Raw genomic sequence first — 24,938 nt, forward strand, 5'->3', positions numbered from 1 at the left:
GCTCCACTCGCTCATGAGGCCTCCCCGGGCGGCGCGGTCTGCCGCGGAAGGGCCGTGCGGACGTGCTCGGCGACCTGGGCGTGCGTGGCGAACCAGACGTCGTCGAAGCCGGCGATGTGGTCGAGCAGACCGGTCAGCACGACCATGCGCGAGCGGTGCCCGATGATGTGCGGATGCATGGTGAGCTGGAACAGGCCGCCTTCCGCGCGCGCGGCGTCGAACTCGTCGCACCACAGCCGGAGCACCTCGCGCGGCGGCGTGTACGGGCGCAGTGAGCCGTAGCGCTCCATCATGAAGTACGGCGCGTCGTCGCGGATCCACTCGACGGGGAGCTCGACGATGCCGGTGGGCTCGCCGTCGGCGAGGAGTTCGTAGCAGTCGTCGTCGGCCATCAGGGACGAGTCGTAGACGAGCCCCAGCTCCCGGATGATGTCCAGGGTGGCGTCGGAGAAGTCCCACGAGGGGGTGCGCAGGCCGACCGGGCGTACGCCGGTGATCTCCTCCAGGGTGTCTAGGGCGCGGACCGCGAGCAGCCGCTCGTCGGCCGGGTCGAGCAGCATGTTGCGCTCGTGGATCCAGCCGTGCGCGGCGATCTCGTGGCCGGCCGCGACATAGCCGCGCGCCTCCTCCGGATGCAGCAGCGCCGACACCGCCGGCATGAAGAACGTCGCGGGCACGCCGTGCCGTTCCAGCGCGGCGAGGATGCGCGGCGCTGCGACCCGTGAGCCGTACTCGCCCTGGGCGAGCTTGCCGGGCCGGGTCTCCCCCTCGCGCAGGGGGATGGTCTCGTGGTCGGAGTCGAACGACAGCGCCACGGTGACCTTCGCCCCGCCGGGCCACGGTGGCGTCAGCCGGCGGCCGGCCCGGACCCGGTCCACGTGCCTTCGCCAGGTCGTCTCATCCCACTGCCAGGGTTCGCTCGTCGCGTTCAACGGCCACTCCTTTCCTTACGGGGCTCCGGCGCGGTGGGGACCCAGGCGCGCTTGAGCGTGTCGAGCTGAAGAGTCGTGTCGGCGCGGCGTACGCCCGGTAGCGCGCCGACCACGTCGGTCGTGAAGCGGTACAGGTCGGCGAAGTGCCGCAGGGACACCTGCCCGCACAGGTTGAACCGGCCGGCCGTGGCCGACAGGTACTTGACGCCGGGCCGGGAGGCGAGCCGCCGCCCGGCGGAGTCCAGGTGCGCCGGCTCGACGTCGAGCCACAGCATGAACTCGACCGCGAAGCCGAGGAGCGCCGGCTCGACGAGCGTGCGGAAGCGCAGGCAGCCGCGTTCGACCATCGAGTCGATGCGGCGCGCCACCGTGGACTCGCTGACGCCCACCCGGCCGGCGAGTTCCTTCACCGGCATCCGGCCGTCCTCGCCGAGTTCGGCGGCGATGGCCAGTTCCAGGTCGTCGAGCCGGTCCGGGGGCCGCTCCCACACCTGGTCCTCGAACGGGCGCACCGGCTCCGGGCGCAGCAGCGCGGCGGCGTCGGGTTTCAGCAGCCCGGGATCCCAGTCGTGCGCGGAGGTGAAGGTCCGCATCACGGTGAACGTCTCGGTCTCGGTGAGCTGGTCGTGCGCCGGCACGTCGCGGGTGAGCAGCTGCGGCAGGTGACGGTGGGTGGGCACGACGAACTCGGCGACGGCGTCGGCGGCGCCGGTGACGACCGCCACGAAGCGCGCCTCCGGCCGAGCGGCCAGGGACGCGGCGACGTCCTCGGCGGTCCCCGGGCGGCAGGAGACCCGCGTCAGGACGGGGACGCCGAGCCCGCAGCGCAGCACGTCGACGACGCCGATCACGCGGGCCGCGCCGCGTTCGCGCAGCGCGGCGAAGCGCCGCTGCGCCGTGGACTCGCTGACGCCGACGGCGCGGGCGACGAGATGCCAGGGGGCGCGGCCGTCGAGCTGGAGCGCCGCCATCACCTGGCGGTCCACCTCGCCGAGCCGGGTGTCATCGACCATGGAGCCATAGTGGACGACCGAAACCGGCTATTCAAGGCCATCCATGATGGAATCTCGCATACTGAGCCGGATTCTGCGTTTTTCCCGCATTGAGCTCGGCTCTGTGCGGGGATTAAGGTCGCGACGGGCCTAGTGGATCGGCGGCCCATAGGAAGACCGCGACCCGGTCGTCGAAGGAGAGGTCCCGCCGGCCGGGCGCCGCGGCCTTCGCCGCCGCCACCGCCATCGTGGCGTCGGCCTGGGTGCCGTCGCGCGGCACGATGTGCCGGCCGGCCCCGCTGATGCTCGACGAACCCTCGATGGGCCTGTCCCCGTGGGTGGCCGGACACCTGGCCGGGACGCACGTGGTGGTGAGCAAGGACCAGTGGCCGAACGCACGTCGGCGAGAGCGCCGGCAGCGGCGGCTGGTCGACGAACTGCTGGCCGCCGGGCGCGACGTCGTGGTCGACAACACCAATCCGTCACCCGGCGAGCGGGCGCCGCTCATCGCCGTCGCCAGGGCGCACGGCGCGGTCGTCCGGGCCGTGTACGCCGACGTGCCGCTCCCGGTCTGCCTGGACCGCAACGCCGCCCGAACCGGACGCGCCCGGGTGCCGCTCGTCGGCGTGCTCGCCACCGCCAAGCGGCTGGTCGCCCCACGGTGGAAGAGGGCTTCGACCGCGTCGAGGTGGCCGGCGGCTGACCGGCTCAGCGTCCCGGCACGGTCACAGCCGGAAGTAGGCGCGTATGGTCGTCGCGCCGGGGACGCTGTGCGTCCGGACCAGGTCGGCGAGCTGGTTGACCAGCAGCAGCCCGCGGCCGCCCGGAGTGGCCGGGTCGACCGGGCGGCGTCCGGCCAGCGGATCGGTGATCTGCCCGCCGTCGCTGATCTCGCAGACCAGCCGCCCGCCGGCGATCCAGACCCGGAGTGTGCCCGAACCGCCGCCGTGCGCCAGGCTGTTGGCGGCGAGTTCGTTGACGGCCAGTTCGACGTCCAGGACCCGGTCCGGATCCAGCCCGCCCGCGGCGGCCTCGCGCACCGCCAGGGCCCGGACGGGAGCCAGAGTCGTGTGGTCGAACCGCACCGTCGCCACCCCCTCCGCGCCGCGTTCGCGGCCGGAGTCGCCGAAGGGATCGGGCAGGGGCACGTTGCCGGCCGCGATGGCCCGCCGCGGGGCGAACCCGCGGCTGACACGCTCAGCCGCACGGTCGACCAGGACCGGATGGGTCGTGGCGGCGTCGGCCAGCACGCGGGGATCCAGTGCCGCGGCGTCGTACGGGCACAGGATCGACACCGGCCGGCCGGCGAACGCCAGATTGATCAGCGCCTCGTGCTGGAGGCAGGCGGGGTACTCCTCGCCGGTGCGGCCCGCCCAGATCGGCTCACCGATGATGCGTATTCGGCCGTGCGGGTGCCGGTCGGCGAACGCCCGCAACACCCCCGGGATGATCCGTCCGGGGTTGCGGCCGACCTGAGCCATGTCCAGCAGCTCGACCCGCTTCAGGTCACCGCCCAGCTCGCGGCCGAGCGCCTCCCGCAGGAGCTCCAGGTTGGGCCGCGGCACGGCGACGGCGACCGGTTCGCCGGCGGCCAGGCCGCCGGTGACGAACGGCACCGTCGTGGCCAGATACTCCTCACGCCCCCGGTAGAACAGGGCCGGATGCCGGAAACTCTCGCCGGACCTCCCGGTGGCGGCGCCGGGCGCGTCGACGCTCATGGCTCCACCTCGATTCCGGGCACCCGCGGCCACAGGACATCGAGTATTCGCGGCAGGTGCGGGGGCGGGCTGTGCAGCACGATCCGGCCGTCCGGCCCGAGCCGTCCGGCGGACGCCGCGACCGCCGCCGCGCCTCCGGCGTCCACACGCGTCAGCTCCGACAGGTCCAGGTGAACCACCGGGCCGGCGAGGGCACCCGATCCCGCCGCCGCGACCGACGCGTCCAGCGCCGACTCCCACATGCTCCGGTTGACCGCGTTCACCTCCCCCGTCGCCTGGAAACCGGTCCGCCCGATCAGCGGCTCGACTCGCAGCCCGGCCGCTGGAGCCGCCGGGTCCGGCGTCGGCTGCGTCATCGCATGACCCCTGGGTAGCTATGACCGGAACAGACGCCGACAATCCTACGGACTCTTCCAAGGTGGGCACACGACAAGCGGATGACCGAAATGTCAGGATCCGGTCGACCGGGCCGCGGGACGGCGCATAAACCGCCGACCGCGGGTAGAGCCCGATCGCCGTACGCCCGGCATCGAGTGAGTCTCGGTGCGGCACGAGGAGGCGTGGGCTTCATTGGTAGGCCTTGGCCATGGCGTGGAAGGAGGCCTTGGGGGCGAGGCCGCCGTCGGGCATCAGCTTGCACACCCCGTAGGAGGCCATGTCGAGGTCGAAGCGCGGGTCGGGGTCGTGCGGGTACTCATAGCCGGCGAAGGTGAACCAGAAGGCGGTGTCCACGCCTTCATCGTCGAAGACGGCGAGCATCTCGCGCAGGTAGTGCGCCTGTTCTTCCTCGTCGCGGACGTAATCGCCGTTGACGCGGGGCGGATCGGCGTCGTGATCGACGACACCTGTCCAGCCCATGCCGCCGCGCTCGGCTGCGCCCCGGTAGGTGCAGCAGCCGAACTCGGTCGCCGCGAGCGGCTTACCGTGCCGGAAGTATTCCCGCAGGCCCCGGCGGAAGGCGTCCCCGGGATCGCCGTAGGCGTCCGCGCTCACGATGTCGAAGGGCGTCCAATCGATCTGTTCCCATGTTCCGGAGGCGTAGGTGATCTTGCCCCGGAACCGTTCGCGCACCGTCGCCGCGGCGTCGGCGAGCAATGGGTCCAGCTTGGCGGGCACCTCGGCGACCTTGGCCAGTGACTCAGGGGCGCCGCCCACCAGGGTGTCGATCCTGGCGAGGCTGTCGTCTCCCGGGAAGAAACCGGGGATGAACAGGCTCAGCTCGCAGCCGGTGACGAAGACCTCCGCCCCCACCTCCTGGGCGTGGTCCGCGCAGTCGGCGAAGTACGGCAGCAGCTCCGTTGCGGGCAGCTCGCACGGGAACGGGGAGAACCAGACCTCCAGCCCGGCGTCGACGGCATGCCCGGCGGCGACCGCCAGCCGCTCGGGGTCGCCGCCGGTGATCCGCACGGCGTCGCAGTGCAGGTCGTCGGCGATGACACGGATCTCCCGACGCACCGCCTCGGCGTCGAAGACGGGCCGCGAACACCGCCCGCCAGGGGTGAATCCGGTGTCGTAGGTGATGCCCTTGGCACGCATGTCATCGCTCCTCACCGGGTGACCGGAAACGCGGTCACCTCTCGTGCTGCTGCCCGGCCGGCGGATCCGAACGTTAGGCAGGTCGTGAAACCCGAGTCAACGAAGCCTCCTCCTTATTCACGTTGTTCTCGCTGTTCACAGCCGCTGTCGGCGATTGCAATGACGTTGCCGGCTAATGCACGCCGGGAGCCGCCCGTTGCAACGGTTGGCGCCTGGCTCGCATACTGACCGCGAGCCGACCGGATCGGGGGAACCGCCGGATGCCAGGACGCAGACTGACCAGAGCCGACCGGCGGCAGATCGCCGCCGGGTTGGAGCAGGGCCTGGACTACGCCGGCATCGCCCGCCGGCTGGGCCGCCCCACCTCGACGGTCAGCCGCGAAGTCGCGCGCAACGGCGGGCCGGGCCGCTACCGCGCGGACCTCGCCCACCTCGCCACCATCCACCGCGCCCGGCGCACCCCTCGCCCAGCGGCGGCCGCGCGGCGGGCCGGCGACCACACCGGCCCCGACGTGACGGCCGCGTTCGTGGCCGACCTCACCACGGCTCTCATCGAGACCGGCATGCCGCGCACCGCCGCCGGTGTGATGGCCTGTCTGTTCACCTCCGAGACCGGCAGCCGCACGGCCGCCGAGCTGGCGCGGCACCTGCAGGTCAGCGCGGCGACCATCTCGCACGCGGTCGGCCTGCTGCACGAGCACGGGCTGATCCTCCGCGGCCGCGACAGCCAGAGCCGGCGCCACCGGTACTTCCTCGACGAGAACGCGGGCGTCCGCTCCGCGGTCGTCGGCGTCCGCTCCAACCAGCGACTCGCCGCCACCGCGCTGCGCGGCGCCGACATCTTCGGGTCCGACACCGCTGTCGGAACCCGACTCGCCACCGCGGGCCGATTCCTCGAACAACTCGGCGACGACATCCTCCGCGCCGCCGAAAAACACGCACGCGCCACCACCGGCACCGGGCCCGAGCACACCCGGACAACCCACTCAACGACCACCCGATGAACGCCGCGAAGCGGTGCCAAACCCGGCCGCGTCAGAACATCCGGTCGTGCCACGTAACGCCGAGCTCCGCGCGGCCCACGACCAAGAGACCGCGCCGTACGGGTGGTGCCGGAACTCGTGGACGGACCCTCGCCGCGGTTCAGGTGCGGGCCGGCCGAGCAGGATCCGGGCGGCATGTCCATCACCCCGGACGAGAGCACCCGGTACGCACCGCACCGTACGACGACGACCGGCGGCTGCTGGTCGTCACCGGTGAGTCTCCTCGGGCGCCGCCGGTGACGTCAGCGCCCGGTAGCGGCGACCTGCGCCCACCTGGGATTCCTCGTCGGGTTCAACGACGCCGAGCCGGCCGGGGAATGCCCCTGCGACGGGTCGTTTCTCCAGGGTGCGGTAAACCGTCCGCTCAAGACGCCCGACCGGCTGAGGCTCAGGTGCGCGGGGCGTACATGATGACGGCGACGCCGATCAGGCAGATCACGGCGCCGATGACGTCCCACCGGTCGGGGCGGTAGCCGTCCATGACCACGCCCCAGGTGAGGGAGCCCGCGACGAAGACACCGCCGTACGCGGCCAGGATGCGGCCGAAGTGCGGGTCGGGCTGAGCGGTGGCCACGAACCCGTAGACGCCGAGCGCGATCACCCCCAGGCCGATCCAGACCCAGCCACGGTGCTCGCGTACTCCCTGCCAGACCAGCCAGGCACTGCCGATCTCGAAGACGGCGGCCAGGAGGAAGAGCGCGATGGAACGGAGGACGAGCATGGCCTTCTCACGGGTCGGCCGGCGAGGTCACGCGGCGGCGGTGGATCAGGAGTGGGAGAACAGTTCGGTCAGCAGGGCGGTGCCGTCGGCCGGGGCCCGGACCTCCAGGTGCACGACCGGGCCGTCGAGGTGGAGGCGGAAGTCGAAGAACGGACAGCAGCGCTGCTCGTCGGCCGCGAGCGCGGTCAGCGCGGCGGCGCGGTCGGCGGGCAGTGTCAGCCGGACGCCCTCGTCGATCTCCCGCCGTCCGGCGCCGTCGAGAAGCCCGCGCCAGCGCCGGGCGCGGTCGGCCATGGCGCCGCCGGTCAGCGAGCAGGCCACCGGCGCCTCCCGCCACCGCTGCCCGCCGGCGTACGGCGGGGGCTGGGACGGACCGTTCGCCGGGCCGGGGAAGCCGCAGTGCGGGTCACAGCGGCCGGACCGGTCGGGCAACGCGTCCAGGTGGGCCAGCGCCCGCCGTAGCGAGGCGGCGAACGCGGTCAGCTCGCCGACGCGGGCGTCGGTCTCGGCCAGGCGATCGGCGACGCGCGGCCGGAGGCCGGCCTTGACGTCCGCGCACGACCCCGAGGACCACACTCGCAGCAGGCCGGCGATCTCCTCCAGCGGCAGCCCCAGGTGCTTGGCCGCGCGGATGAACGCCAGGCGTTCGATCGACTCCTGACCGTAGAGGCGATATCCGGACCGGCTGCGCCCGGCCGGCAACAGGCCCGCGGTCTCGTAGAACCGCAGGGTGGTGGCCGGGACGCCGGTGCGCTCGGCGAGCTGGGAGATCCGCATGCTGGTCACGACGTTGACCGTAGACCTTCGACCCGGCTCGAAGGTCAAGGCCGGATCTCACGTGAACAGTGACCGTACGGCCTCGTCGGACCGGCCGATCACCGCCGTACCGTCATCCGCGGTGATGATCGGCCGCTGGATGAGGATCGGGTGTGCGGCCAGGGCCTCGATCCAGCGGTCCCGGGTCGCGGCGTCCCGCGGCCAGTCCGCGATCCCCAGCTCCGCGGCGACGCGCTCGCCGGTACGGGTGATGTCCCAGGGCTCCAGCCGGAGCCGGGCGAGGACGTCCTGAAGCTCCTTCGCCGTCGGCGGATCGTCCAGATACCGGCGCACGGTGTACCCGGCCCCCTGCGCGTCCAGCAGGGACAGCGCCGAACGGCACTTCGAGCACCTCGGATTGATCCAGATCTCCACCGGCGACAGCCCCTTTCCCTCACCTGGACGGCGTGACCCTGTGAGGACCCTAGAGGAAGCGGCTGCCGCGAGGCCGGGTCACCCGCCGCCCTTTCCCACCTTCTCGGCCAGGCGGTCCAGGCTGCGGTGCAGTGCCGCCTCCACGTCCGGACCGGGCGGCGCGTGATCGGGGTCGAAGAAGGACAGGTGGACGACCACCTCGCTGGGGCCCGTGCCCATGCCGGTGACCTGGAGCCATCCGGCGTACTCATCGGTGTCGCGGGTGCCCCACTCGACCCTGAGCTGGTCCGGGTCGGCACGCAGCAGGGCACGCTCCCGGTCGACGTCCGCGCCATGGGTCACGGTCACCTCCGGCGGTTCGGCCGACTCCACGTGGACGTCACGGGGCAACCAGTCGTCCATCGCCCCCACGTCGGACGCCACCGCGAAGACCGACTCCGGAGCCGCGGCGATGCTCCGGGACGCCTCGTACTCGGTCACGGTCTCTCCCTCCTGCCGGGGCGGCGCTACGGCACGCCGCACTGACCGCTCGGCTACCCGGCCCACCCGCCCCCGACACATCCGCGCTGTCAAGCGAACGGCGACGCGGTATTGACAACATTCTTAACAGAGGACGACCATGCGATAGAGCGCTCTCTCCGCCCCGCCCCCGCCCCTGTCACGTCTCGGTGCCGCGGACTCCCCCGTCCACGGCCGGCACCGTCGCGTCCGGCAGCGGCTGCCTGAGAAGAGGTACGTCGTGATCGCGGATCCCCCTGCCATATCCGCGCGGAGACCTCGGCCAACGCGCCTTCGCCGACTCATCCTGGCCGCCGTCACGGCGGCGGCCACCCTGACCGCGACCGTCGCCGTCGCGCCGAGCTCCGGCGCGTCGATCCCCCCACCGCCCTCGGGCTGGAGCACCGTCTTCAGCGACGACTTCACCGGCGCCTCCGGCACCGGACTCAACACCGCCAACTGGCTCTACGACACCGGCACCGGCTATCCGGGCGGTGCCGGGAACTGGGGCACCGGCGAGGTCGAGACCATGACCAACAGCACGCAGAACGTCTACCAGGACGGCAACGGCGACCTGGTGATCAAGCCGCTCCGCGACGGCAGCGGCCACTGGACCTCCGGCCGGGTGGAGACCCAGCGCACCGACTTCGCCGCCCCCTCCGGCGGGAAGCTTCGCATGGAGGCCTCGATCCAGCAGCCGAACGTCTCCGGCGCGGCGGCGGCCGGCTACTGGCCGGCGTTCTGGGCGCTCGGCGCGGCCGCGCGGCCGGTCGGCGCGACGAACTGGCCGAGCATCGGCGAGATCGACGTGATGGAGGACATCAACGGACGCAGCTCGGAGTTCGCCACCCTGCACTGCGGGACGAACCCGGGCGGCCCGTGCAACGAGACCACCGGCATCGGCAGCGGTGAACGCGCCTGCGGCGGCTGCCAGACCGGCTTCCACCAGTACGCGGTGGAGTACGACCGCAGCGTCTCCCCCGAGCAACTGCGCTACTACCTGGACGGCAACAACTTCTTCACCATCAACGCGAACCAGGTCGACGCGACGACCTGGAACAACGCCCTCCACCACGGCTTCTTCATGATCCTCAACGTGGCGATGGGCGGCGGCTTCCCGGCGGCGTTCGGCGGCGGACCCACCGGCTCGACGCAGTCGGGCGTGCCGATGCTGGTCGACTACGTTCGGGTGCTGACGAGTGGCGGAGGCGGCACGACGCCCCCGCCGTCGGGCGGCAAGGCCATCACCGGCTACGGCGGCCTGTGCCTGGACGACCGCTCCTCCGACACGACGAACTTCAACCCCATACAGGTCTACACGTGCAACGGCACGGCGGCCCAGCAGTGGACCGTCGTGGAGGCCGGCAGCACGCTGCACGTCCTGGGCAAGTGCCTGGACATCAACGGCGGCGGCACCGCGAACGGCACGAAGGTCGACCTGTACGACTGCAACAACACCGCCGCGCAGGTCTGGATCCCCCAGTCCAACGGCTCGCTGTACAACCCGCAGTCGAACCGGTGTCTCGACGACACCGGCTGGTCCACGACGCCGGGCACCCAGGTGGAGATCTGGGACTGCACCGGCGGTGCGAACCAGGTGTGGCACCTGCCGTCCTGACCCGCCGGCGGGCTACGCCGTCCGTACCTTGACGGTGTCGAGGCCGCTCACGCGCGCGACGTGAGCGGCCTCCGACTCCAGGGCCTCGACCGGTGGTTCGCCGGCGCCCGGGAACAGCGACACGACGATCTCCTCGCCGGTCGCCTCCCAGACGCCGGCGATCCGGCCGCCCACGATGACGACCGGCGAGATCCAGCCCCCGGCGCGGCTCACCCTGGCGCGGTGCTCCGCGGGCAGCATGCGGGTGTCCGTGGTCCCCGGGCCCAGGACGTACTGGTCGAAGGCCCCCAGGAGCCGCACCGACCGGCTGGGCGCGCAGTCGGCGAGTTCACCGGCGTGTTCGGTGAGGACGTACGCCGGCCGGCCGTCGACCTCAACCTCGGTGAGCCGCTCGCCCATCTCCGCGAACCACCGGCGCACGACCGTTCTGCGCAGGCTGCCCCGCGTCAGCCAGGCGTCGAACACCTCCGGTGTGGCCGGTCCGTAGGCGCCCAGGTACGCCGCGATGGCGACGGGCGCGGCCGCTTCGGGCTCCGGCAGCCCGTCCCACCCGGGGATGAGACGGGCGGGGCTCGTGAAGGTGACGTTGCCGCTCCGGATGGGGCCGTGGCACAGGGCGCCCTGCCACGCCAGCGGCTTGAGGAGCGCGCCCCAGCCGGACCGCAGCTGCTCCTCCATCCCCGTGAACCGTTGGTCGGCCACCAGGGCGGTGACGAGTTCGTCGCGGGTCAGCGCCGCACCGTCGAGGATCGCCGGGACCGCTTCGGCGAGCTCGCCGACCTGCTGCGGCGTCGCGCCGAACGTCCGCTGCCAGGCCGGTTTCTCCCAGACGCGGGCCGAGGCGACCAGTGACAGGAAAGCGCCCAGCTCGGCGGGCCGGAGCAGGTGCAGGGTGCCGCGCATCGCCCAGGTCTTCACCAGCGACCGGTCGGCGAGGCGGCGCTTCACCTCGCCGATCCTCGGCGTCGCCTGCCGGAGCCCGACGGCCGTCTCCGCGGCCGAGGCGACCTGCGCCTGAACGCCGCACAACCTCCCGGCCACGTCGACCGCGCCCGCGTCACCACGGGGATCGACGAACTGCCTCCGCATCCGCCAGGCGAACACCTGGCCGGCGGTGACCTTCACACCGTCTCCTTCACGCCGTGGTGGCTGATGTCGATGAGACAGTATGTGGGCCGCGGAGGCGGGCCGGTCACTCCTCGGGGGCCAGGGTCCTGCCGGTCTCCTTGTCGCGGATGGTGATGGCCTCGACCGGGCACGACTCGGCGGCGTCGAGCGCCGGCTCGGCCGGGTCGGTCTCCGGGCGCAGGGGGTGGGAGACACCGTCGACGACCTTGAAGTGGTCCGGGGCGGTGCCGGCGCAGATCCCCGAGCCGATGCAGGTCCCCGCGTCCACCTCGATCTCCCAGGTCATGAGTCCTCCTTCGTGCTCATGGGCGGTCCCAGGTGATCGGCAGTCGCGCCGGTCCTCGGGTGGCCGTTCCCGTCTTCCAGACGATGTCCTGTTCGGTGCCGGCGAACCGCAAACCCGGAAGGCGTTGCACCAGCGCGCCGAGGGCGACCTGGAGCTCCATCCGGGCCAGCTGGGCGCCCAGGCAGTGGTGCGGGCCGTGCCCGAAACCGACGTGGGACGCCTCCCGGCGGTGCAGGTCGAGGGTGTCGGGGTCCGCGTAGATCGACTCGTCGCGGTTCGCCGACTGCAGGGCGACCACGACGGGCTCGCCGGCCCGTACCGTCACGCCGCCAAGCTCGACGTCCTCGAGCGCGTAGCGCGCGCTGCCCGCGCCGCCGCCCAGGGGCACGTAGCGCATGAGCTCCTCCACTGCCTGCGGTATCAGCCCGGGATCGGCGCGTACGGCGGCGAGCTGTTCGGGGTGGGTCAGCAGCGTGTAGACGAAGTTGGGGATCTGGGAGGCCGTCGTCTCGTGCCCGGCGACCAGGATCCCCTCGGCCATCGCCAGGAGCTCCTCCTCCGACAGCCGGTCCTGCTCGTCGCGCGCCGTGACGAGCGCGCCGATCAGGTCGTCTCGCGGCTCCTCGCGGTGCTCGGCGATCAGACCCGCCATGTACTCCCGCATCCGGCCGACGTACTCGGTCACCTGTTCCGGCGTGAACCTGGTGGTGGACAGGAACGCGTCGGACCACAGGCGGAAGTCGACCCGGTCCTCGACCGGCACTCCGAGCAGCTCGCAGATGACGGTGATCGGCAGCGGCAGCGCGAAGTCCTCGACCAGCTCGGCGGGCGGGCCCTGGGCCATCATGCGGTCGATGAGCTGGTCGGCGATCTGCTGGGCGCGGGGCCGCAGCCCCTCGACGCGCCGGGCGGTGAACGCCTTGGCCACCAGCCTGCGCAGCCGGCTGTGCTCAGGCGGGTCATGGCGCAACAGGCTGCCCGGCGATCCCACGTGGTACCGGGTCCGGGGTTCGTCCCGGCCGTTGGCGGCGGCCCGGCTGAACCGCGGGTCGCCGAGGACGACCTTGGCGTCCTCGTAGCGGGTGACCAGCCAGGCGGGCTCGCCGTACGGCAGGCGTACGCGACGGAGCGACTGTTCCCTGCGCAGCTCGGCGAACTCCGGATCGATGCTGAGGCGGTCGGGCTCACCGAAGATCTCGGACCAGGACCTTGCCGTCGTCGTCATCACCAACTCCTCCGTGTCGTGTACACCTTGGGCGGGCGGGTTCCTTCGAGGCCGTCAGCCCGGTCGTTCGCGCAGCGCGGGCCCGAGCAGGTGGCAGATCGCGTCCGTGAGCAGGTCGAACGGGTCGTCGGTCGCCAGCGGCCAGCCACCGGCGATCCAGATCGACAGGAACGACTCCACCTGAAGCACGGCCATCAGGGCTCGCTGCCGGGCCTCCGCGGGCGGCGTGTCCGGCCAGTGACGGGGGTCGGCCAGCAACGCCACGTAGCGCTCGTGCGCGGCGAGGGAACGGTCGCGGGCACCGCCGGGGTCGCCGACCGCCGTGGACCCCGCCGCCGCCAGCACCCTGATCACCGGCGCCATCTCGCGCCAGCCCGCCGCGGCCTCGTGCAGCCACGCGCGGACCTCCTCGCGCGACCACTCCTCGCGGGCGGCCAGGGAGGCGCACACGCCGTCGGCGACCGCGTACACGCGCGCGACGAGCGCCCTCAGGATCTCCACCTTGCCGGGGAAGTAGGCGTACACCGTCGCCCGGGTGACCTTCGCCGCCCTGGCGATGTCCTCCATCGTCACCTCGACGAAGGACTTGTCGCCGAACACCGCCACGGCCCCGTCGAGGATCCGGTCGCGAGTCGGCTTCTTACGCGCGTCGGACTGGGTTGGTGAACCGCTGTAAAGGCCGGTGTCATGCCCCATGGGATGACCATACAAGCCGGATCGCCGCTATACAAGATGTATAAACACCGAGGTCACCGCACTGGATCCACGGGCCGTGGCCGGTGCCGCCCATCGCCCCGTCAGGGACCGATTCCGGCCATCTGTAACCCGCGCTCAGCCCGTACGTGGCCGGTCGACGGTGTCCGGGGACGGTCCCGGTGGCCGAGCGTGCGGGAGAGGGCGAGCGCCGCGGTGTGCACGGCCGGGGCGACTCCGGCCGGGCGCATCCGGTTGACCCAGCCCGACACCGACAGGGCGCCCAGCACCTCGCCGTCCGGGCCGAGCACCGGGCTGGCGGCGCAGACGATGCCGCGGCCGGACTCCTCGTAGTCGTAGGCGACACCGTCGCGGCGGATCCCGGCGAGCTCCCGGGCGAGCAGGCCGGGAGCGATCACGCTGCGCTCGCTGAGCCTGGCGAGCTCCCCGTCCAGCACCGCGCGCGTCACCGGCGGTGGGGAGTAGGCCAGGATCGCCTTGCCCACTCCGGTCGCGTGCGCGGGCAGCCGGCCGCCCACCCGGGACGGCATCACGGGACCGCCGGGCGTGCCGAGGATCTCCACGTAGACGACCTCGTTGCCCTCCAGCACGGCGAGGTGCACCGTCTGCCGGGTCGCCTCCCGCAGGTCCGTCATGTACGGCAGGGCGGCGTCGCGCAGCACGCGCTGCCGGGGCACCCGCTGCCCGATCTCGAACAGCCGCAGCCCCAGCCGCATCGCGGAGCCCTGCCGTTCGAGCAGGCCCTCCTCGGCGAGGGCGACGGTGATCCGGTGCACGGTCGACTTGGGCAGACCGGTACGCCGGGCCAGCTCGGCGGCGCCGACCTCGCCGTCCTCGGCCCGGAAGGCACCCAATACGGCCACCACCCGACGGAGGTACGAATCGTCCGGAATCTCAGGCATACCCATCACTGTAGGAGTCGCGTCCCATGAGGTGGGACGCATCCTTTGGCCGAAGTGGACCTCGGAAACCAGGATTGAGCTGCGAAAAGGACGAGAGGAACGATCATGGACCCGGGCTCCGCGGAGAAAGCCGCCGCCGAACTGCTGACCGCCTACGACACCGGCGAGGCGATTCAGCCGCTCACCAGAACATTTCCGGACCTGTCACTGGAGGACGCCTACGGGATCCAGCGGATCCAGGTCGACCGGTGGCTGCGCGACGGTGCCGTGATCAAGGGCCACAAGGTCGGCCTGACCTCGGCGGCGATGCAGCGCCAGCTCGGCGTGGACCAGCCGGACTACGGCCACCTCGTGGACTCGATGTTCCACACCGACAGCGCTCCGATCGACGCCGGCCGGTTCCTCCAGCCGAGGATCGAGCCGGAGATCGCCTTCGTGCTGGGCAGGCCGCTGGCCGGGCCCGGCGTGACGGCCGCCCAGGCGATCGCGGCGGTGGACTTCCTGCTGCCCGCCCTGGAGATCATCGATTCCCGGATCGCGGACTGGAAGATCACCCTGGCCGACACGATCGCCGACAACGCCTCCTCCGGCGGCGTAGTGCTCGGCACCCGGCCGACCAGGCTGGACGCCGTGGACCTGGTCACGGCCGGCTGCCTCCTGCACCGGAACGGCGAGCTCGTGCAGACGGGGGCGGGCGGGGCCGTGCTCGGCAGCCCGCTCAACGCGTTGATCTGGCTGGCCAACACGCTCGGCGCGCTCGGGGTCACCCTCGAGGCCGGCCACGTCGTGCTGCCCGGCTCGATCACCGCGGCCGTCGACGTCGCGGCGGGCGACATCGTCACCGCCACGTTCGCCGGCCTCGGCAGCGTCACCGCCGACTTCCGGCAGGTGACCGCGTGAGCGGCGGGAAGAAGCTGAGCGCCGCGATCGTCGGCCCGGGGAACATCGGCACCGACCTGCTCGTCAAGCTGCTCCGCAGCGATCTGCTCGAGGTCCACTCGATGGTCGGCGTCGATCCGGCGTCCGACGGGCTGGCCCGCGCCCGTGCCCGCGGCGTCGAGGCCTCGGCCGGCGGGGTGGACTGGCTGCTGGCCCAGGACACGCTGCCGGACCTGGTCTTCGAGGCCACGTCGGCCAAGGCGCACCTGGCCAACGCCCCGCGCTACGCCGAAGCCGGCATCAAGGCCATCGACCTGACTCCCGCCGCCGCGGGGCCGTTCGTCTGCCCGCCGGTGAACCTGGAGACGCTGGCCGACGCGCCGAACCTCAACATGATCACCTGTGGAGGCCAGGCGACCATCCCGATCGTGCACGCCGTGTCGAGCGTGACCCCGGTGTCGTACGCCGAGATCGTCGCCTCCATCGCCTCCCGGTCGGCCGGCCCCGGCACCCGGGCCAACATCGACGAGTTCACCGAGACGACGTCGCACGCGATCGAGCAGGTCGGCGGCGCCGCCAAGGGCAAGGCCATCATCATCCTCAACCCCGTCGACCCGCCGATGATCATGCGGGACACGGTGTTCTGCGCGATCCCCGCCGACGCCGACACCGAGGCCATCAGCGCGTCGGTCCACCGCATGGTGGCCCGGGTCGGCGAGTACGTCCCCGGCTACACCCTTCGCGCCGAGCCGCAGTTCGACGGGCCGCGCGACATCTGGAACGGCAACGCGCGGGTGGCGGTGTTCCTGGAGGTCCGGGGCAACGGTGACTACCTGCCGCCGTGGGCCGGCAACCTCGACATCATGACCGCCGCGGCCGCCCGGGTGGGCGAGCAGCTGGCGCTGGAGAAGGCGACCGCCGAAGTGGAGGAGGCCCGATGAACGACGGCGGCCACGTGGCCAACGAACGCAGGACCAAGGTGGCGGCCGCGGAGGGCCGTACCCCCGCGAAGATCAGGATCACCGACTCCACGCTGCGGGACGGCAGCCACGCGATGGCGCACCGGTTCACCGAGGAGCAGGTCCGCGGTGTCGTGCACGCCCTGGACGGCGCCGGGGTGGAGGTCATCGAGGTCACGCACGGCGACGGGCTCGGCGGGTCGTCCTTCAACTACGGGTTCTCGCTGGAGGACGACATCAAGCTGGTCGCCGCCGCGGTGGACGAGGCGGCGAACGCGAAGATCGCCGTACTGCTGCTGCCCGGCCTGGGCACGGTGGAGGACCTCAAGCGGGCGCACGCCGCCGGCGCGTCGGTGGCCCGGATCGCCACCCACTGCACCGAGGCGGACGTCTCGCTGCAGCACTTCGCCGCGGCCCGCGAGCTGGGCATGGAGACCGTGGGCTTCCTGATGCTGTCGCACCGCGTCGGCCCGGAGCAGCTCGCCGCGCAGGCCCGGATCATGGTGGACGGCGGCGCGCAGTGCGTCTACGTCGTGGACTCGGCCGGTGCCCTCGTGCTCGGCGACGCGCAGGCGCGGGTCGCCGCCCTGGTCGACGAGATCGGCGACGAGGCCCAGGTCGGCTTCCACGGGCACCAGAACCTCTCTCTCGGCGTGGCCAACTCGGTGCTGGCCACGCAGAACGGCGCCCTGCAGATCGACGGCGCGCTGTGCGCGCTCGGCGCGGGGGCGGGCAACTCGCCCACCGAGGTGCTGGTCGCCACGTTCGAACGGCTCGGCGTCCCCACCGGCGTGGACGTCCAGGGCGCGCTGGCCGCCGCCGAGGACGTGGTCAAGCCGTTCCTGCACCGGCTGCCGTTCGCCGACCGCGGCGCGATCACCCAGGGCTACGCGGGCGTGTACTCCAGCTTCCTGCTGCACGCCGAGCGCGCGGCCGAACGCTACGACGTGCCCGCCCACGAGATCCTGCAGCGCGTCGGCGAGGCCGGCTACGTCGGCGGACAGGAGGACATGATCATCGACGTCGCCCTCCAGCTCGTCGCCGAACGCGACCGCGCGGACGCCACCGTCTGAGTCTCAACCGCCGTACGGCCAGTCGATGTAGCGGTAGTCGGCCGGGTCGCGGTCGATGAGCAGGGCGTTGCGGACCGCGCGGAACAGCCCGTCGCAGTGCCACAGCTCGCCCCAGGTGCGGGCGGTGCGCTGGACCCGCGCCTGGTCGGTGTAGTCCGCCGGCACCCGGTCCCAGTCGGGGTCGCCGGCGCCGTCGTGCTCGCCGGCCGGCGTCGCCAGGGTGTCGGTGTCCTCGATCCCCTGGCAGGCGCCCTGGGCGAGATACCGCAGCGGGGGTGGGCGGCGTCGCCGGTCAGCGCCGGGTCCACGTGCCGATCGGCTCGCGGTCGTACATCCGCCACCAGCGTTCCCGCCACAGGTGGGGCCGGGCAGCACCGCCCGCTCGGTGATCTCGTCGAGCAGGCCCCATGACCGCAGGATGCGTGTCCCGTTGGGGCCCAGCCGCAGCCCGAACCCGATCTCGCCGAACTCGGCGGCCCGCTCCAGCACCCGACCCGCAGGCCGGAGCGCGCCGGCGCGAGCACGCTGCCCAGTCCACCGATGCCGCCGCCCACGATCACCACGTCGGTCCCGGATGTCTGTACCACCGTCGCCGCCTCCTCCGAAAGCCCTGGTGGCAGGCGGGCGGACGGGACACCGGCCGCCAGATCCGACGTTACGCTCCGGCCGCGCCGCGGTTGCTTACGGCCCGGATCCGGGCAGTGCCATGCCAGAGCTCCCCCGGTCCCCTGCCCGACGGCACGAGAGGCACGGCATGCCGGGACTCATCGCGCTGGAGGAGCACCTGTCGACTCCGCGCAACAACGAGCTGTTGGACGGGAACATGCTCCAGCACTGAGCCAGAGATCGCCAAGCAGGGATGGGCACCGGCAACGAGCCGACGTGATTGGCCTCCCGATCGGCACGGCCGGAGGAACCGGGGCCCACGCCGCACGCCCGACTAATGTCCGGAACATGTCTGATGAGAGTTCGAAGCATGACTTCATCCGTCGCTTCCTGGACACCTATGAGCGGCACGACCTCGACACCCTGTGGACCTTCTACCACCCGGACTGCCGCTTCACCGTGCTCAGCCGGTTCGGCATCGATCCCACCTGGGACAACTACAAGGCCTTCATGACCACCTTCATCAACGCCTTTCCCGACATCCACCACACGATCGAGAAGCTGGTGGTCGACGGCCCCGACGTGTGGGCGCTGTACACGATGGAGGGCACGCACCGCGGGGCGCTGCGCGGCGTCGAGCCGACCGGGCGGAAGGTGCGGTACTCGATCGTGGCGATGTACCAGGTAGACGGTGAGCAGATCACCGAGGCCGACTTCGTCTCGGACGACCTGCGCATGATGCGCCAGCTGGGCGCGATACCCTCCTGACTCTCTACGCAGGAACCCGCCAGGCCGGTGAGCCGCGCGACGGTGCTGGACGGACTGTCCGCCGTCTTCCCGAGTCTGCGGCCGGCCGGGTCATCAGGAGCCTGAGGCGATGCCTTGACCTCCGTGTGAGCCTGGGGCCGGCCCGCTAGGATGACAATCTTCGACTGGCGTAAAGCCCGCGGAGTCCTGAAGGCGAACGCCAATGACGAACCTCGATCGGACGCACGCACGACTTCGCCTCGACGCCGCGCTGGATGGCATGGCCGCCACTTTTGGTGGGATGACCGCCCGTCCCGACGAGCACAATTGTGAGTGCCACTGGGGCAGCGCAGAAGACCTCGCCCGCCTGAAGATCCCAGATGTGGAGCTGAGCCCTGACCTCCTCGGGCGAACGTGGCGGGCTCCCGGCTGGAACGACCACGGAGCGGTGCTGCGCCGCATCCTGCCCCAACTCGTGACGGCTCTCGTCAGCGGCCGTGTGGAGCCTCTTTTCGGCCTGGAGGAAGTCGGCCAATCGTTTGCCCACGGTCAGTGGCAGAAATGGCCTGCCGAGCAGGCTGCGGCGGTGCAGGAATTTCTCCTGGCCTGGTGGGCGTACAGCCTCGCTACCCCCAAAACCCCCGTGCCCGCGTACGAGGTCCTGGCGCTGTGCGCGGAGGCCTCCAGAACGCTCAGCCCCTGGCTTGCCTTTTGGGAGGCGCTGGCCAACCCCGTGGCCGACCAGCATCTGGCCGAAGCCGTGGCCCACTGGCAATACGACCTGCTGCTAGACGACCTCCCTTGGGACGCTTGGATCAACAAGGAAGACATGTGTGACGTGCTGACCGCCTGGCTGATTCGTCACGCCCCCGCACGTCTCCGGTCTCACGGCGCGCCTGAGGAGTTGCTTCACCGGGTGCGGCTTCTCAGCCTCGACGCGCCCGCGCGTTGGGAGGACCCGCACTGGCCCTACCCCCCAGCCTGAGCCTCATGCGTGTGCCCGGGAGTGACCGCTGTTGACAGTTGTTCACCGGGGCTACTGGCACGTTAATGGCACGATGGCAGACTGACTGCGTGGATCGAACGACCCTCGTGGAACTGCTGGATCCCCGCTGGGCGACGGACTCCGCCTGTCGGCAGGCGCTCCTCGGCGGAGCTCCCTTCAACTTTTCCGAGCACGAGCCCATCCCGGTAGACGACTTGGTGGCCACCTACCGGGTGCGCGAACGCACGACCACCGAAGCGGGCATCTCTACCCTTGGTTTCGCTGAGGCCCTGCTACGCCTCCGGACCAGTGGTCTGGAGAAGGTCCGGATCGGCTCTGTCAACGACCTCGACCACCGCCGCAGCTTCGTTTGCTTCGTGGCCGCGGATGGCTCCCGAATCGTGTCCTGTATCGGCGTCAGCCAACGATGCGGGTAGACCACCCGCAACACGCGCCCGCTCTCCCCCGCCGGAGGCATTTAAGCGCTCAGCCCCTGGCCGTTGGGATGAGTAGAGTGTGGGCAGTTCCGCCTGTTGCCTTAAAGAGTGCCGATGCCGCGGAGGCGGCCTCGTGAGCTTCGGCGGTTGGCTCGTCACCGTCCTGGTTGGCACGACGTTCCCCACGTTCCTGGTCTCCCTGGCTTCGTTCAGCAAGAGGTACAGCAGGTCGAGTTGCGGTCGGCTTCGGATTGGGCGCGCTTCGGTCTGTGGCCGGGGGTGGTCGTCGATGCTCTTGCTGGGTGGTCCCGGACGTCTCGTTCGCCGGCGGCCCTTGAGTTTCATCCATGTGGTTGCTGCGGTCGTTCGAGCCGTCAGATCCTCCAAGAGGTCATGGATCTGTTGTCCGCTCCGTCCGCGCGCGCTTTGGAAGCGCTTGTCGGGCCGCTTGATGAGGCGTTTCTACGCCGGACTTTGCCGGACCCGCTGGCGCCTTACGACCGGCCGTGGTGGCAGCGGCGATGCGAACAACAGGCGTGACGTGCGACTTCGTGAGCCGCCCGCTCCGGCACGGCCGAAGCGGGCGGCCTGCGGCGGCGCGCAGCGTCGCCGCAGGACTTTCAAGAGGCCACCGCCAGGTCGTTCGACGCTCACTGCGAGGGCCCGTCCGAGTCATGGATTCCGCCGAACCTCACCGCTCTGGTCCTGGCCGCGAGGAACACCGGCCTTCGCCGCTTCTTCCCCTTCACCGCTCATGAGAATCTCCGCTTCGGCCTCCGGAGCCTCGCGAGCGGTCGGCCGACCGCATCAGGTGCTCGGGGATGACATGGCCTGGGACGGCAGGCAGGATGCGGCGGTGAGCATCATCGTCGAGTTCTTTGTCGCGCCGGACGATGCGGCTGCGGCCGGTGTGTTGGATGCCGGACCGGAGGGTGTCTTCGAGTCGGTGCCGTTCGGTAACTTCGTCGCCGGTACGGCTGTGATCGAGTGGGAGAGCATTCTGACCGGCCGTGCCTCCGCCGACCTTGTCGCGCTCGGTATGCCGCGCATCGTCGCCGATGCACGGGACGGTGGCTTGAGCCTGGTCTTCGCGTTCTCCTCTGCCCTTCGCTCCGAGTTGGCTGCGGCCGATGACGCCCGGCTCGACCGTGTTGCCTCGGAATGGGCTCGGCGAGATGCCGTCGACGGCGACGCGTTCGACCCGGAGATGGCGCGGATCATCCTCGATGATGTCGCCGGCTTGGCACGGCTGGCCGAACAGGACGATCACGAGGTGTACTGCCGGCTGGCATGACCTTCGACGCAGGTGCCTGGTCGGCGAGGTAATAGCCTGCGGGCGTCCATGAAGGCTTGGAGATGCCTTGGATCAGAAGCGCTTCGATGCGCTGACGGCGCTGTGGAGCGACCGGTGGGGTGGGGCACCGTCCGCCTACGAGCTGAAAGATCGATTTCGGGACAGGTGGGTGAGGTTCCACAGCCTTCCCGGCTCGAAGCGGTATCCCGACACCGAAGAGCAGCTTGGCGTCGTGCTCGGACGGCACCACACCATCCTTCAGGAACTCGGCACCGCAGAAGGCCTGTATGTCATCGCCGACTCCTACCACGGGCCCGAGTGGCGCTGGCGGCCGGACCGCAGCCTGCACCCGGACGCGGTGCTGTGGTACACGCTGACGTCAGAAGACGGCACAGAGCTTGAGCCTGCGACGGAGATCGAACTCCGCGCGAGTTGGATGCCCTACGAGCCGGCTCTGCTGGATCCACTCTTGCGGGCCGTCGCGGACGACCAGCTCGGCTTCGTGATCCTCGCTCCGAGTGATCTGCGCTGGCTGTATCACCCCTACGACGGCGGCGCAGACCTCATCACCTCCACGGTCCAAGAACGGGATGCGTTCGAACAGCGACACAGCGCCTGGCTGTCGAGCCACCCATTGGGGCTCTAGCCCGGCTGCTCAAGACACAAGGTCGTGCATCGTGACCGTGATCGGGCACGCGCGCAGCCGGGCTGAACCTCTGACCTCCTGCGCCGGTCATTCCATCAGTCGCGCTGCCAGGTGAAGAGCGCCGCATCGAATCTGCGGGTCGCCAGGTCATGTGGGCGCATCAACCAGTACAGGCATCCGGCGCCGCCCCATCTCATTCCGGCCTGCTCGTCGCTGTCGAACTGAGCGAGCAGGGTCCAGCGCAGGGCCTCTTCACGCAAAGCCGGGTTACCGTAAGGCACGGCACCGTCGAGCCGGGTATGAGCGACGTCGAGTTCGACCGCCTCCTGGATCGGGTCGGCATGACCACTGATGCGATGCCGCCCCGGAGCCTTGGGCATCAGGTCCCACAAAGCCTCCCCGAACGACTTCTGGTTCGAGGAGTCGCTCATGAACGCGTGGATGTCGTCGTCCAAATGAGCGATCGCTTCCCTGAAAACGGGGCTGTCCCAGGCAGGCCCGGTGGTGAACAGCTCTCCCGCCAACTCGACAAGGGAATACGGTTCGATACCAGCCGGACCATTGCGCTCACTCACCGGCGTGCCGGCCGGTATGTAGACCACACGTGCCGCGGCACGGTTCTCCGGGTCTCCTCGAACCGTTGGCGGCCATCCGGAATACGGATCGCTGCCGACTTGACCATCCGCGCAGAAGAACAACAGCGTGCCGGTGCGTGGCATGGACAGTGTGCTCGACGGCAGCTGACCGCAGTCGATCTCGGCGACGAAGGCCAACGGCCCATAGCCGTCCCAGTGCGGCCAGGCGAACCCGTCCGGAAGAACAGGAACACCGCCGAGCTGGCCGACGAGAGGCTCATCCTCATCTGCTGCCCTGAGGTGAAGGCTCGGACGCAGGAGACCGACCCACTGATCGGCAACTGCGGGAGGAAGCTCACGTCGCGCAAGCCGCACCAACGATGCGTGCCCTATCGCCATGCGCGTGATGCTCTCATGGCCCGAAGGCGGCAAGGCGTGCGGAGGGGCCTTGACCCCGAACTTCGGACACGGGTTCATCCGGCCAGGGACAACGTGGTCGACTTCGCGATCAAGGTGTTCTCTTAGTCGATCGGGGACATCTGCCCGAGGTGGGAGTGGCGGCGGCGGGTGTTGTAGCGGTGTGCCCAGCCGAACACGGCCGGCGGCGACCCGCGGGGCGCCGTAGGTGCCGGACGAGTCGGTGTGGATCTCGCGGATCTGCTCGGCCAGAGCGACATCGGCCGCCTCGCGCGCGGCCGGGCCGGTGCGGTGTTCACTCAGTGGTAGAAGCTGACGCGCCTGCGGCAGCGCCGCGGGGGCAAGTCCCGAGAGAGTGATCAGGCGGGCAACGATCACACGGAGGGTACGCGGAACGGGGCCCCGCCTACGGGCCCGAAAAGATGAAGAGATCCGCTCCGGTCTTTGGCAGAGTGCCGGGTGTGACGAACAGCGCCGAGGATGTCCTTATCGAGACAGGGGCCGGTGATCACGCGCTGTCGGCGCGGCTCAACCAGGAACTCCATGATTACAACGTGCAGGTGACCGGTGCGGACGACCAGGCTGAGCTCTCCGTGCGGGCCGTTGATGCCGACGGTGAGCTGGTCGGCGGGCTGACCGGCTGGACATGGGCCGGCTGCGGCGGCGTAGAACTGCTGTGGGTCCGCGCCGACCGTCGCGGTGAGTCCTGGGGGCGGGCGCTGATGGACGCGGCGGAGACCGAGGCCCGGCGGCGGGGCTGCACGCAGATGATCGTCTCCACGCTGTCGTTCCAAGCTCCCGGCTTCTATCGCAGCCTCGGATACGTCGAGACCGGCCGTACGGAGGGACATCCGATCGGCCACGCCGACCTGCACTTCACCAAGCAACTCGGGCCCGCCGTCGACTGACGGCACCTCAACCACCCACTCAGCTCGGCTCCCGCGGTGCAGCCGCTCGGAGCCGGTGGCGGTTTCGTCTAGAGGCGGATGAGGTCTTCGCGGCTCCCGGGGTCGGTGGCGGTGCCGTAGCGGACGATCGCGTAGGCCGGCCTGATGGTGGAGTCGCGGAGGGCGGGCTCCATTGCTGTGAAGAGGTCGCCTGCGTGAGGGCCGTAGGCGTAGAGCACGGCTTCGCCCCCGCCGAACTCATTGCCGTCGAACTCTCCGGCGTCCGCGTCCTCGATTGCGGCGGCCAGTGTTCGCTGAAGGGCGTAGACGGCGGCGCGTTCATCCTCGGACCCGTACCTGTCGTCACCGAGCTTGAGATGGACGATGACTGCGTGTTCGCCGACCATGATGCTCCCTTGGCCATTGGGCCGTTCCGCGCCCGTTCCGTGCTGATCGCGACCCTATGATGGCCCGATGGCGTCGGTTAAGCAGGTCCAGGTCACCTTCGACTGCGCGGAACCTGAGCGCTTGGCTCGCTTCTGGTGCGAGGTGTTGGGGTACGTCGTACCGCCGCCGCCGGAGGGGTTCGCCACGTGGGACGAATACGATCGCACGCTGCCGCCTGAGCGTCAGGGTGCGGCGTTCGCATGCATGGATCCCTCAGGGGTGGGCCCGCGGCTGTTCTTCCAGCGCGTTCCCGAAGGCAAGGTCGTCAAGAATCGGGTGCATCTCGACGTGCGGGTCGGCACCGGGCTCGTGGGTGAGGAGCGCCTGGCCGCGCTCGAGGCCGAATGCGCACGGCTGGTCGCGCTCGGCGCGGTACGCGTGCGACTGTTGCGGGCGGACGAGTACAACGAGTCGTGCCTCGTGATGCAGGACATCGAGGGCAACGAGTTCGATCTCGACTGATGACGATGCGGCCGCGTCGC

At 70.8% G+C, this 24,938-nt stretch carries 30 protein-coding genes and 1 pseudogene; 14 read left to right on the forward strand and 17 right to left on the reverse strand.

Features of this window, described 5'->3' with window-relative positions; all coding sequences use genetic code 11:
- Window positions 1-11: 11 nt before the first annotated feature.
- Together QSK37_RS20050 and QSK37_RS20055 are read right to left on the reverse strand one after the other, a co-directional pair.
- Entirely contained in the window at window positions 12-932 is a 921-nt protein-coding gene (locus QSK37_RS20050; RefSeq protein ID WP_285623193.1) for a polysaccharide deacetylase family protein, read from the reverse strand.
- On the reverse strand, window positions 929-1,945 hold the full coding sequence (locus QSK37_RS20055) for an Lrp/AsnC family transcriptional regulator (protein ID WP_285623195.1): 1,017 nt from the start codon (window positions 1,943-1,945) through the stop codon (window positions 929-931). Before QSK37_RS20055 ends, QSK37_RS20050 begins: the two co-directional genes overlap by 4 nt.
- 299 nt (window positions 1,946-2,244) lie before the next feature.
- Here QSK37_RS20055 and QSK37_RS51755 point away from each other — a divergent pair.
- A pseudogene (locus QSK37_RS51755) lies at window positions 2,245-2,478 on the forward strand (AAA family ATPase); the annotation flags it as partial.
- 171 nt (window positions 2,479-2,649) lie between these two features.
- Here QSK37_RS51755 and QSK37_RS20065 read toward each other — a convergent pair.
- From QSK37_RS20065 to QSK37_RS20075, 3 genes are all read right to left on the reverse strand, one after another.
- On the reverse strand, window positions 2,650-3,642 hold the full coding sequence (locus QSK37_RS20065; RefSeq protein WP_285623199.1) for a sensor histidine kinase: 993 nt from the start codon (window positions 3,640-3,642) through the stop codon (window positions 2,650-2,652).
- Entirely contained in the window at window positions 3,639-3,998 is a 360-nt protein-coding gene (locus tag QSK37_RS20070; RefSeq protein WP_285623200.1) for an STAS domain-containing protein, read from the reverse strand. Before QSK37_RS20070 ends, QSK37_RS20065 begins: the two co-directional genes overlap by 4 nt.
- Window positions 3,999-4,209: 211 nt before the next feature.
- Window positions 4,210-5,178 (reverse strand): glycoside hydrolase family 113 protein, encoded by a 969-nt coding sequence (locus QSK37_RS20075; RefSeq protein ID WP_285623203.1) that lies wholly within the window; start codon window positions 5,176-5,178, stop codon window positions 4,210-4,212.
- A gap of 260 nt (window positions 5,179-5,438) precedes the next feature.
- On the opposite strand from QSK37_RS20075, the gene QSK37_RS51760 reads away from it, so the two are divergent.
- Entirely contained in the window at window positions 5,439-6,182 is a 744-nt protein-coding gene (locus QSK37_RS51760) for a helix-turn-helix domain-containing protein (RefSeq protein WP_432705578.1), read from the forward strand.
- A 427-nt stretch (window positions 6,183-6,609) separates the two neighbouring features.
- On the opposite strand, the gene QSK37_RS20090 is transcribed toward QSK37_RS51760, so the two are convergent.
- From QSK37_RS20090 to QSK37_RS20105, 4 genes are all read right to left on the reverse strand, one after another.
- Window positions 6,610-6,942: a YnfA family protein gene (locus QSK37_RS20090; RefSeq protein ID WP_285623205.1), complete on the reverse strand. Its 333-nt coding sequence runs from the start codon at window positions 6,940-6,942 to the stop codon at window positions 6,610-6,612.
- Between the two features lie 45 nt (window positions 6,943-6,987).
- Entirely contained in the window at window positions 6,988-7,719 is a 732-nt protein-coding gene (locus QSK37_RS20095; RefSeq protein ID WP_285623560.1) for a MerR family transcriptional regulator, read from the reverse strand.
- A gap of 57 nt (window positions 7,720-7,776) precedes the next feature.
- Window positions 7,777-8,133 carry an arsenate reductase family protein gene (locus QSK37_RS20100; RefSeq protein WP_285572352.1) on the reverse strand — a complete coding sequence of 119 codons (357 nt, stop codon included), beginning with the start codon at window positions 8,131-8,133 and terminating at the stop codon, window positions 7,777-7,779.
- A gap of 78 nt (window positions 8,134-8,211) precedes the next feature.
- Window positions 8,212-8,613, reverse strand: a complete 402-nt coding sequence (locus QSK37_RS20105) for an SRPBCC family protein (protein WP_285623208.1) — start codon at window positions 8,611-8,613, stop codon at window positions 8,212-8,214.
- 259 nt (window positions 8,614-8,872) lie between these two features.
- Between QSK37_RS20105 and QSK37_RS20110 the strand changes: the two genes are divergently transcribed.
- Window positions 8,873-10,249, forward strand: a complete 1,377-nt coding sequence (locus QSK37_RS20110) for a ricin-type beta-trefoil lectin domain protein (RefSeq protein WP_285623210.1) — start codon at window positions 8,873-8,875, stop codon at window positions 10,247-10,249.
- Window positions 10,250-10,261: 12 nt separating this feature from the next.
- Here the strand turns inward: QSK37_RS20110 and QSK37_RS20115 are convergent, their stop codons facing one another.
- From QSK37_RS20115 to QSK37_RS20135, 5 genes are all read right to left on the reverse strand, one after another.
- Window positions 10,262-11,374 carry a winged helix DNA-binding domain-containing protein gene (locus QSK37_RS20115; RefSeq protein ID WP_285623212.1) on the reverse strand — a complete coding sequence of 371 codons (1,113 nt, stop codon included), beginning with the start codon at window positions 11,372-11,374 and terminating at the stop codon, window positions 10,262-10,264.
- Between the two features lie 67 nt (window positions 11,375-11,441).
- The gene (locus QSK37_RS20120) at window positions 11,442-11,663 is read right to left on the reverse strand and encodes a ferredoxin (protein ID WP_285623213.1); all 222 of its coding nucleotides are present in this window, start codon (window positions 11,661-11,663) and stop codon (window positions 11,442-11,444) included.
- A gap of 16 nt (window positions 11,664-11,679) precedes the next feature.
- Window positions 11,680-12,888, reverse strand: coding sequence for a cytochrome P450 (locus QSK37_RS20125; RefSeq protein WP_285623215.1), 1,209 nt, complete (start codon window positions 12,886-12,888; stop codon window positions 11,680-11,682).
- 54 nt (window positions 12,889-12,942) lie between these two features.
- The gene (locus QSK37_RS20130; RefSeq protein WP_285623217.1) at window positions 12,943-13,584 is read right to left on the reverse strand and encodes a TetR/AcrR family transcriptional regulator; all 642 of its coding nucleotides are present in this window, start codon (window positions 13,582-13,584) and stop codon (window positions 12,943-12,945) included.
- A gap of 101 nt (window positions 13,585-13,685) precedes the next feature.
- A complete protein-coding gene (locus QSK37_RS20135; protein WP_285623219.1) occupies window positions 13,686-14,504 on the reverse strand; it encodes an IclR family transcriptional regulator in 819 nt (272 codons plus the stop codon).
- Window positions 14,505-14,609: 105 nt separating this feature from the next.
- Between QSK37_RS20135 and QSK37_RS20140 the strand changes: the two genes are divergently transcribed.
- The 3 genes from QSK37_RS20140 to dmpG are packed head-to-tail and all read left to right on the forward strand — an operon-like array spanning window position 14,610 to window position 17,415.
- A complete protein-coding gene (locus tag QSK37_RS20140) occupies window positions 14,610-15,404 on the forward strand; it encodes a 2-keto-4-pentenoate hydratase (RefSeq protein WP_285623221.1) in 795 nt (264 codons plus the stop codon).
- A complete protein-coding gene (locus QSK37_RS20145) occupies window positions 15,401-16,324 on the forward strand; it encodes an acetaldehyde dehydrogenase (acetylating) (RefSeq protein WP_285623223.1) in 924 nt (307 codons plus the stop codon). The genes QSK37_RS20140 and QSK37_RS20145 overlap by 4 nt, the downstream gene beginning before the upstream one ends.
- Window positions 16,321-17,415, forward strand: coding sequence for a 4-hydroxy-2-oxovalerate aldolase (gene dmpG / locus QSK37_RS20150; protein ID WP_285623225.1), 1,095 nt, complete (start codon window positions 16,321-16,323; stop codon window positions 17,413-17,415). Before QSK37_RS20145 ends, dmpG begins: the two co-directional genes overlap by 4 nt.
- 3 nt (window positions 17,416-17,418) lie before the next feature.
- Here the strand turns inward: dmpG and QSK37_RS20155 are convergent, their stop codons facing one another.
- Complete coding sequence (locus QSK37_RS20155) at window positions 17,419-17,904, reverse strand: FAD-dependent monooxygenase (protein WP_285623227.1); 486 nt, start codon at window positions 17,902-17,904, stop codon at window positions 17,419-17,421.
- A 217-nt stretch (window positions 17,905-18,121) separates the two neighbouring features.
- Here QSK37_RS20155 and QSK37_RS20160 point away from each other — a divergent pair, with 217 nt between their 5' ends.
- The 6 genes from QSK37_RS20160 to QSK37_RS20185 all read left to right on the forward strand — a co-directional run bounded on the left by QSK37_RS20160 (window position 18,122) and on the right by QSK37_RS20185 (window position 22,130).
- On the forward strand, window positions 18,122-18,253 hold the full coding sequence (locus QSK37_RS20160) for a hypothetical protein (protein ID WP_285623229.1): 132 nt from the start codon (window positions 18,122-18,124) through the stop codon (window positions 18,251-18,253).
- 116 nt (window positions 18,254-18,369) lie between these two features.
- On the forward strand, window positions 18,370-18,789 hold the full coding sequence (locus QSK37_RS20165) for an ester cyclase (RefSeq protein WP_285623231.1): 420 nt from the start codon (window positions 18,370-18,372) through the stop codon (window positions 18,787-18,789).
- A gap of 202 nt (window positions 18,790-18,991) precedes the next feature.
- Entirely contained in the window at window positions 18,992-19,753 is a 762-nt protein-coding gene (locus QSK37_RS20170; protein WP_285623233.1) for a hypothetical protein, read from the forward strand.
- Window positions 19,754-19,842: 89 nt separating this feature from the next.
- Window positions 19,843-20,190 (forward strand): hypothetical protein, encoded by a 348-nt coding sequence (locus tag QSK37_RS20175; RefSeq protein ID WP_285623235.1) that lies wholly within the window; start codon window positions 19,843-19,845, stop codon window positions 20,188-20,190.
- 856 nt (window positions 20,191-21,046) lie between these two features.
- Window positions 21,047-21,484 carry a hypothetical protein gene (locus QSK37_RS20180; protein WP_285623237.1) on the forward strand — a complete coding sequence of 146 codons (438 nt, stop codon included), beginning with the start codon at window positions 21,047-21,049 and terminating at the stop codon, window positions 21,482-21,484.
- A gap of 67 nt (window positions 21,485-21,551) precedes the next feature.
- Window positions 21,552-22,130, forward strand: coding sequence for a DUF3885 domain-containing protein (locus QSK37_RS20185; RefSeq protein WP_285623239.1), 579 nt, complete (start codon window positions 21,552-21,554; stop codon window positions 22,128-22,130).
- A 95-nt stretch (window positions 22,131-22,225) separates the two neighbouring features.
- On the opposite strand, the gene QSK37_RS20190 is transcribed toward QSK37_RS20185, so the two are convergent.
- Window positions 22,226-23,500, reverse strand: coding sequence for a DUF1963 domain-containing protein (locus tag QSK37_RS20190; protein ID WP_285623241.1), 1,275 nt, complete (start codon window positions 23,498-23,500; stop codon window positions 22,226-22,228).
- An 83-nt stretch (window positions 23,501-23,583) separates the two neighbouring features.
- Between QSK37_RS20190 and QSK37_RS20195 the strand changes: the two genes are divergently transcribed.
- On the forward strand, window positions 23,584-24,030 hold the full coding sequence (locus tag QSK37_RS20195; protein ID WP_285623243.1) for a GNAT family N-acetyltransferase: 447 nt from the start codon (window positions 23,584-23,586) through the stop codon (window positions 24,028-24,030).
- Between the two features lie 68 nt (window positions 24,031-24,098).
- On the opposite strand, the gene QSK37_RS20200 is transcribed toward QSK37_RS20195, so the two are convergent.
- On the reverse strand, window positions 24,099-24,416 hold the full coding sequence (locus QSK37_RS20200; RefSeq protein ID WP_285623245.1) for a hypothetical protein: 318 nt from the start codon (window positions 24,414-24,416) through the stop codon (window positions 24,099-24,101).
- A 67-nt stretch (window positions 24,417-24,483) separates the two neighbouring features.
- On the opposite strand from QSK37_RS20200, the gene QSK37_RS20205 reads away from it, so the two are divergent.
- On the forward strand, window positions 24,484-24,918 hold the full coding sequence (locus QSK37_RS20205; protein WP_285623249.1) for a VOC family protein: 435 nt from the start codon (window positions 24,484-24,486) through the stop codon (window positions 24,916-24,918).
- Window positions 24,919-24,938 lie beyond the last annotated feature (20 nt).

It is taken from the genome of Actinoallomurus iriomotensis (assembly GCF_030269445.1).
Classification (GTDB): Bacteria; Actinomycetota; Actinomycetes; order Streptosporangiales; family Streptosporangiaceae; genus Actinoallomurus; species Actinoallomurus iriomotensis.

Coding starts and splice junctions, on each gene's coding strand:
- QSK37_RS20055 (WP_285623195.1), bottom strand. CDS start 1,945: ATGGTCGATGACACCCGGCTCGGCGAGGTGGACCGCCAGGTGATGGCG.
- QSK37_RS20065 (WP_285623199.1), bottom strand. CDS start 3,642: ATGAGCGTCGACGCGCCCGGCGCCGCCACCGGGAGGTCCGGCGAGAGT.
- QSK37_RS20070 (WP_285623200.1), bottom strand. CDS start 3,998: ATGACGCAGCCGACGCCGGACCCGGCGGCTCCAGCGGCCGGGCTGCGA.
- QSK37_RS20075 (WP_285623203.1), bottom strand. CDS start 5,178: ATGCGTGCCAAGGGCATCACCTACGACACCGGATTCACCCCTGGCGGG.
- QSK37_RS51760 (WP_432705578.1), top strand. CDS start 5,439: ATGCCAGGACGCAGACTGACCAGAGCCGACCGGCGGCAGATCGCCGCC.
- QSK37_RS20090 (WP_285623205.1), bottom strand. CDS start 6,942: ATGCTCGTCCTCCGTTCCATCGCGCTCTTCCTCCTGGCCGCCGTCTTC.
- QSK37_RS20095 (WP_285623560.1), bottom strand. CDS start 7,719: ATGCGGATCTCCCAGCTCGCCGAGCGCACCGGCGTCCCGGCCACCACC.
- QSK37_RS20120 (WP_285623213.1), bottom strand. CDS start 11,663: ATGACCTGGGAGATCGAGGTGGACGCGGGGACCTGCATCGGCTCGGGG.
- QSK37_RS20125 (WP_285623215.1), bottom strand. CDS start 12,888: ATGACGACGACGGCAAGGTCCTGGTCCGAGATCTTCGGTGAGCCCGAC.
- QSK37_RS20130 (WP_285623217.1), bottom strand. CDS start 13,584: ATGGGGCATGACACCGGCCTTTACAGCGGTTCACCAACCCAGTCCGAC.
- QSK37_RS20135 (WP_285623219.1), bottom strand. CDS start 14,504: ATGCCTGAGATTCCGGACGATTCGTACCTCCGTCGGGTGGTGGCCGTA.
- QSK37_RS20140 (WP_285623221.1), top strand. CDS start 14,610: ATGGACCCGGGCTCCGCGGAGAAAGCCGCCGCCGAACTGCTGACCGCC.
- dmpG (WP_285623225.1), top strand. CDS start 16,321: ATGAACGACGGCGGCCACGTGGCCAACGAACGCAGGACCAAGGTGGCG.
- QSK37_RS20160 (WP_285623229.1), top strand. CDS start 18,122: ATGCCAGAGCTCCCCCGGTCCCCTGCCCGACGGCACGAGAGGCACGGC.
- QSK37_RS20165 (WP_285623231.1), top strand. CDS start 18,370: ATGTCTGATGAGAGTTCGAAGCATGACTTCATCCGTCGCTTCCTGGAC.
- QSK37_RS20170 (WP_285623233.1), top strand. CDS start 18,992: ATGACGAACCTCGATCGGACGCACGCACGACTTCGCCTCGACGCCGCG.
- QSK37_RS20200 (WP_285623245.1), bottom strand. CDS start 24,416: ATGGTCGGCGAACACGCAGTCATCGTCCATCTCAAGCTCGGTGACGAC.
- QSK37_RS20205 (WP_285623249.1), top strand. CDS start 24,484: ATGGCGTCGGTTAAGCAGGTCCAGGTCACCTTCGACTGCGCGGAACCT.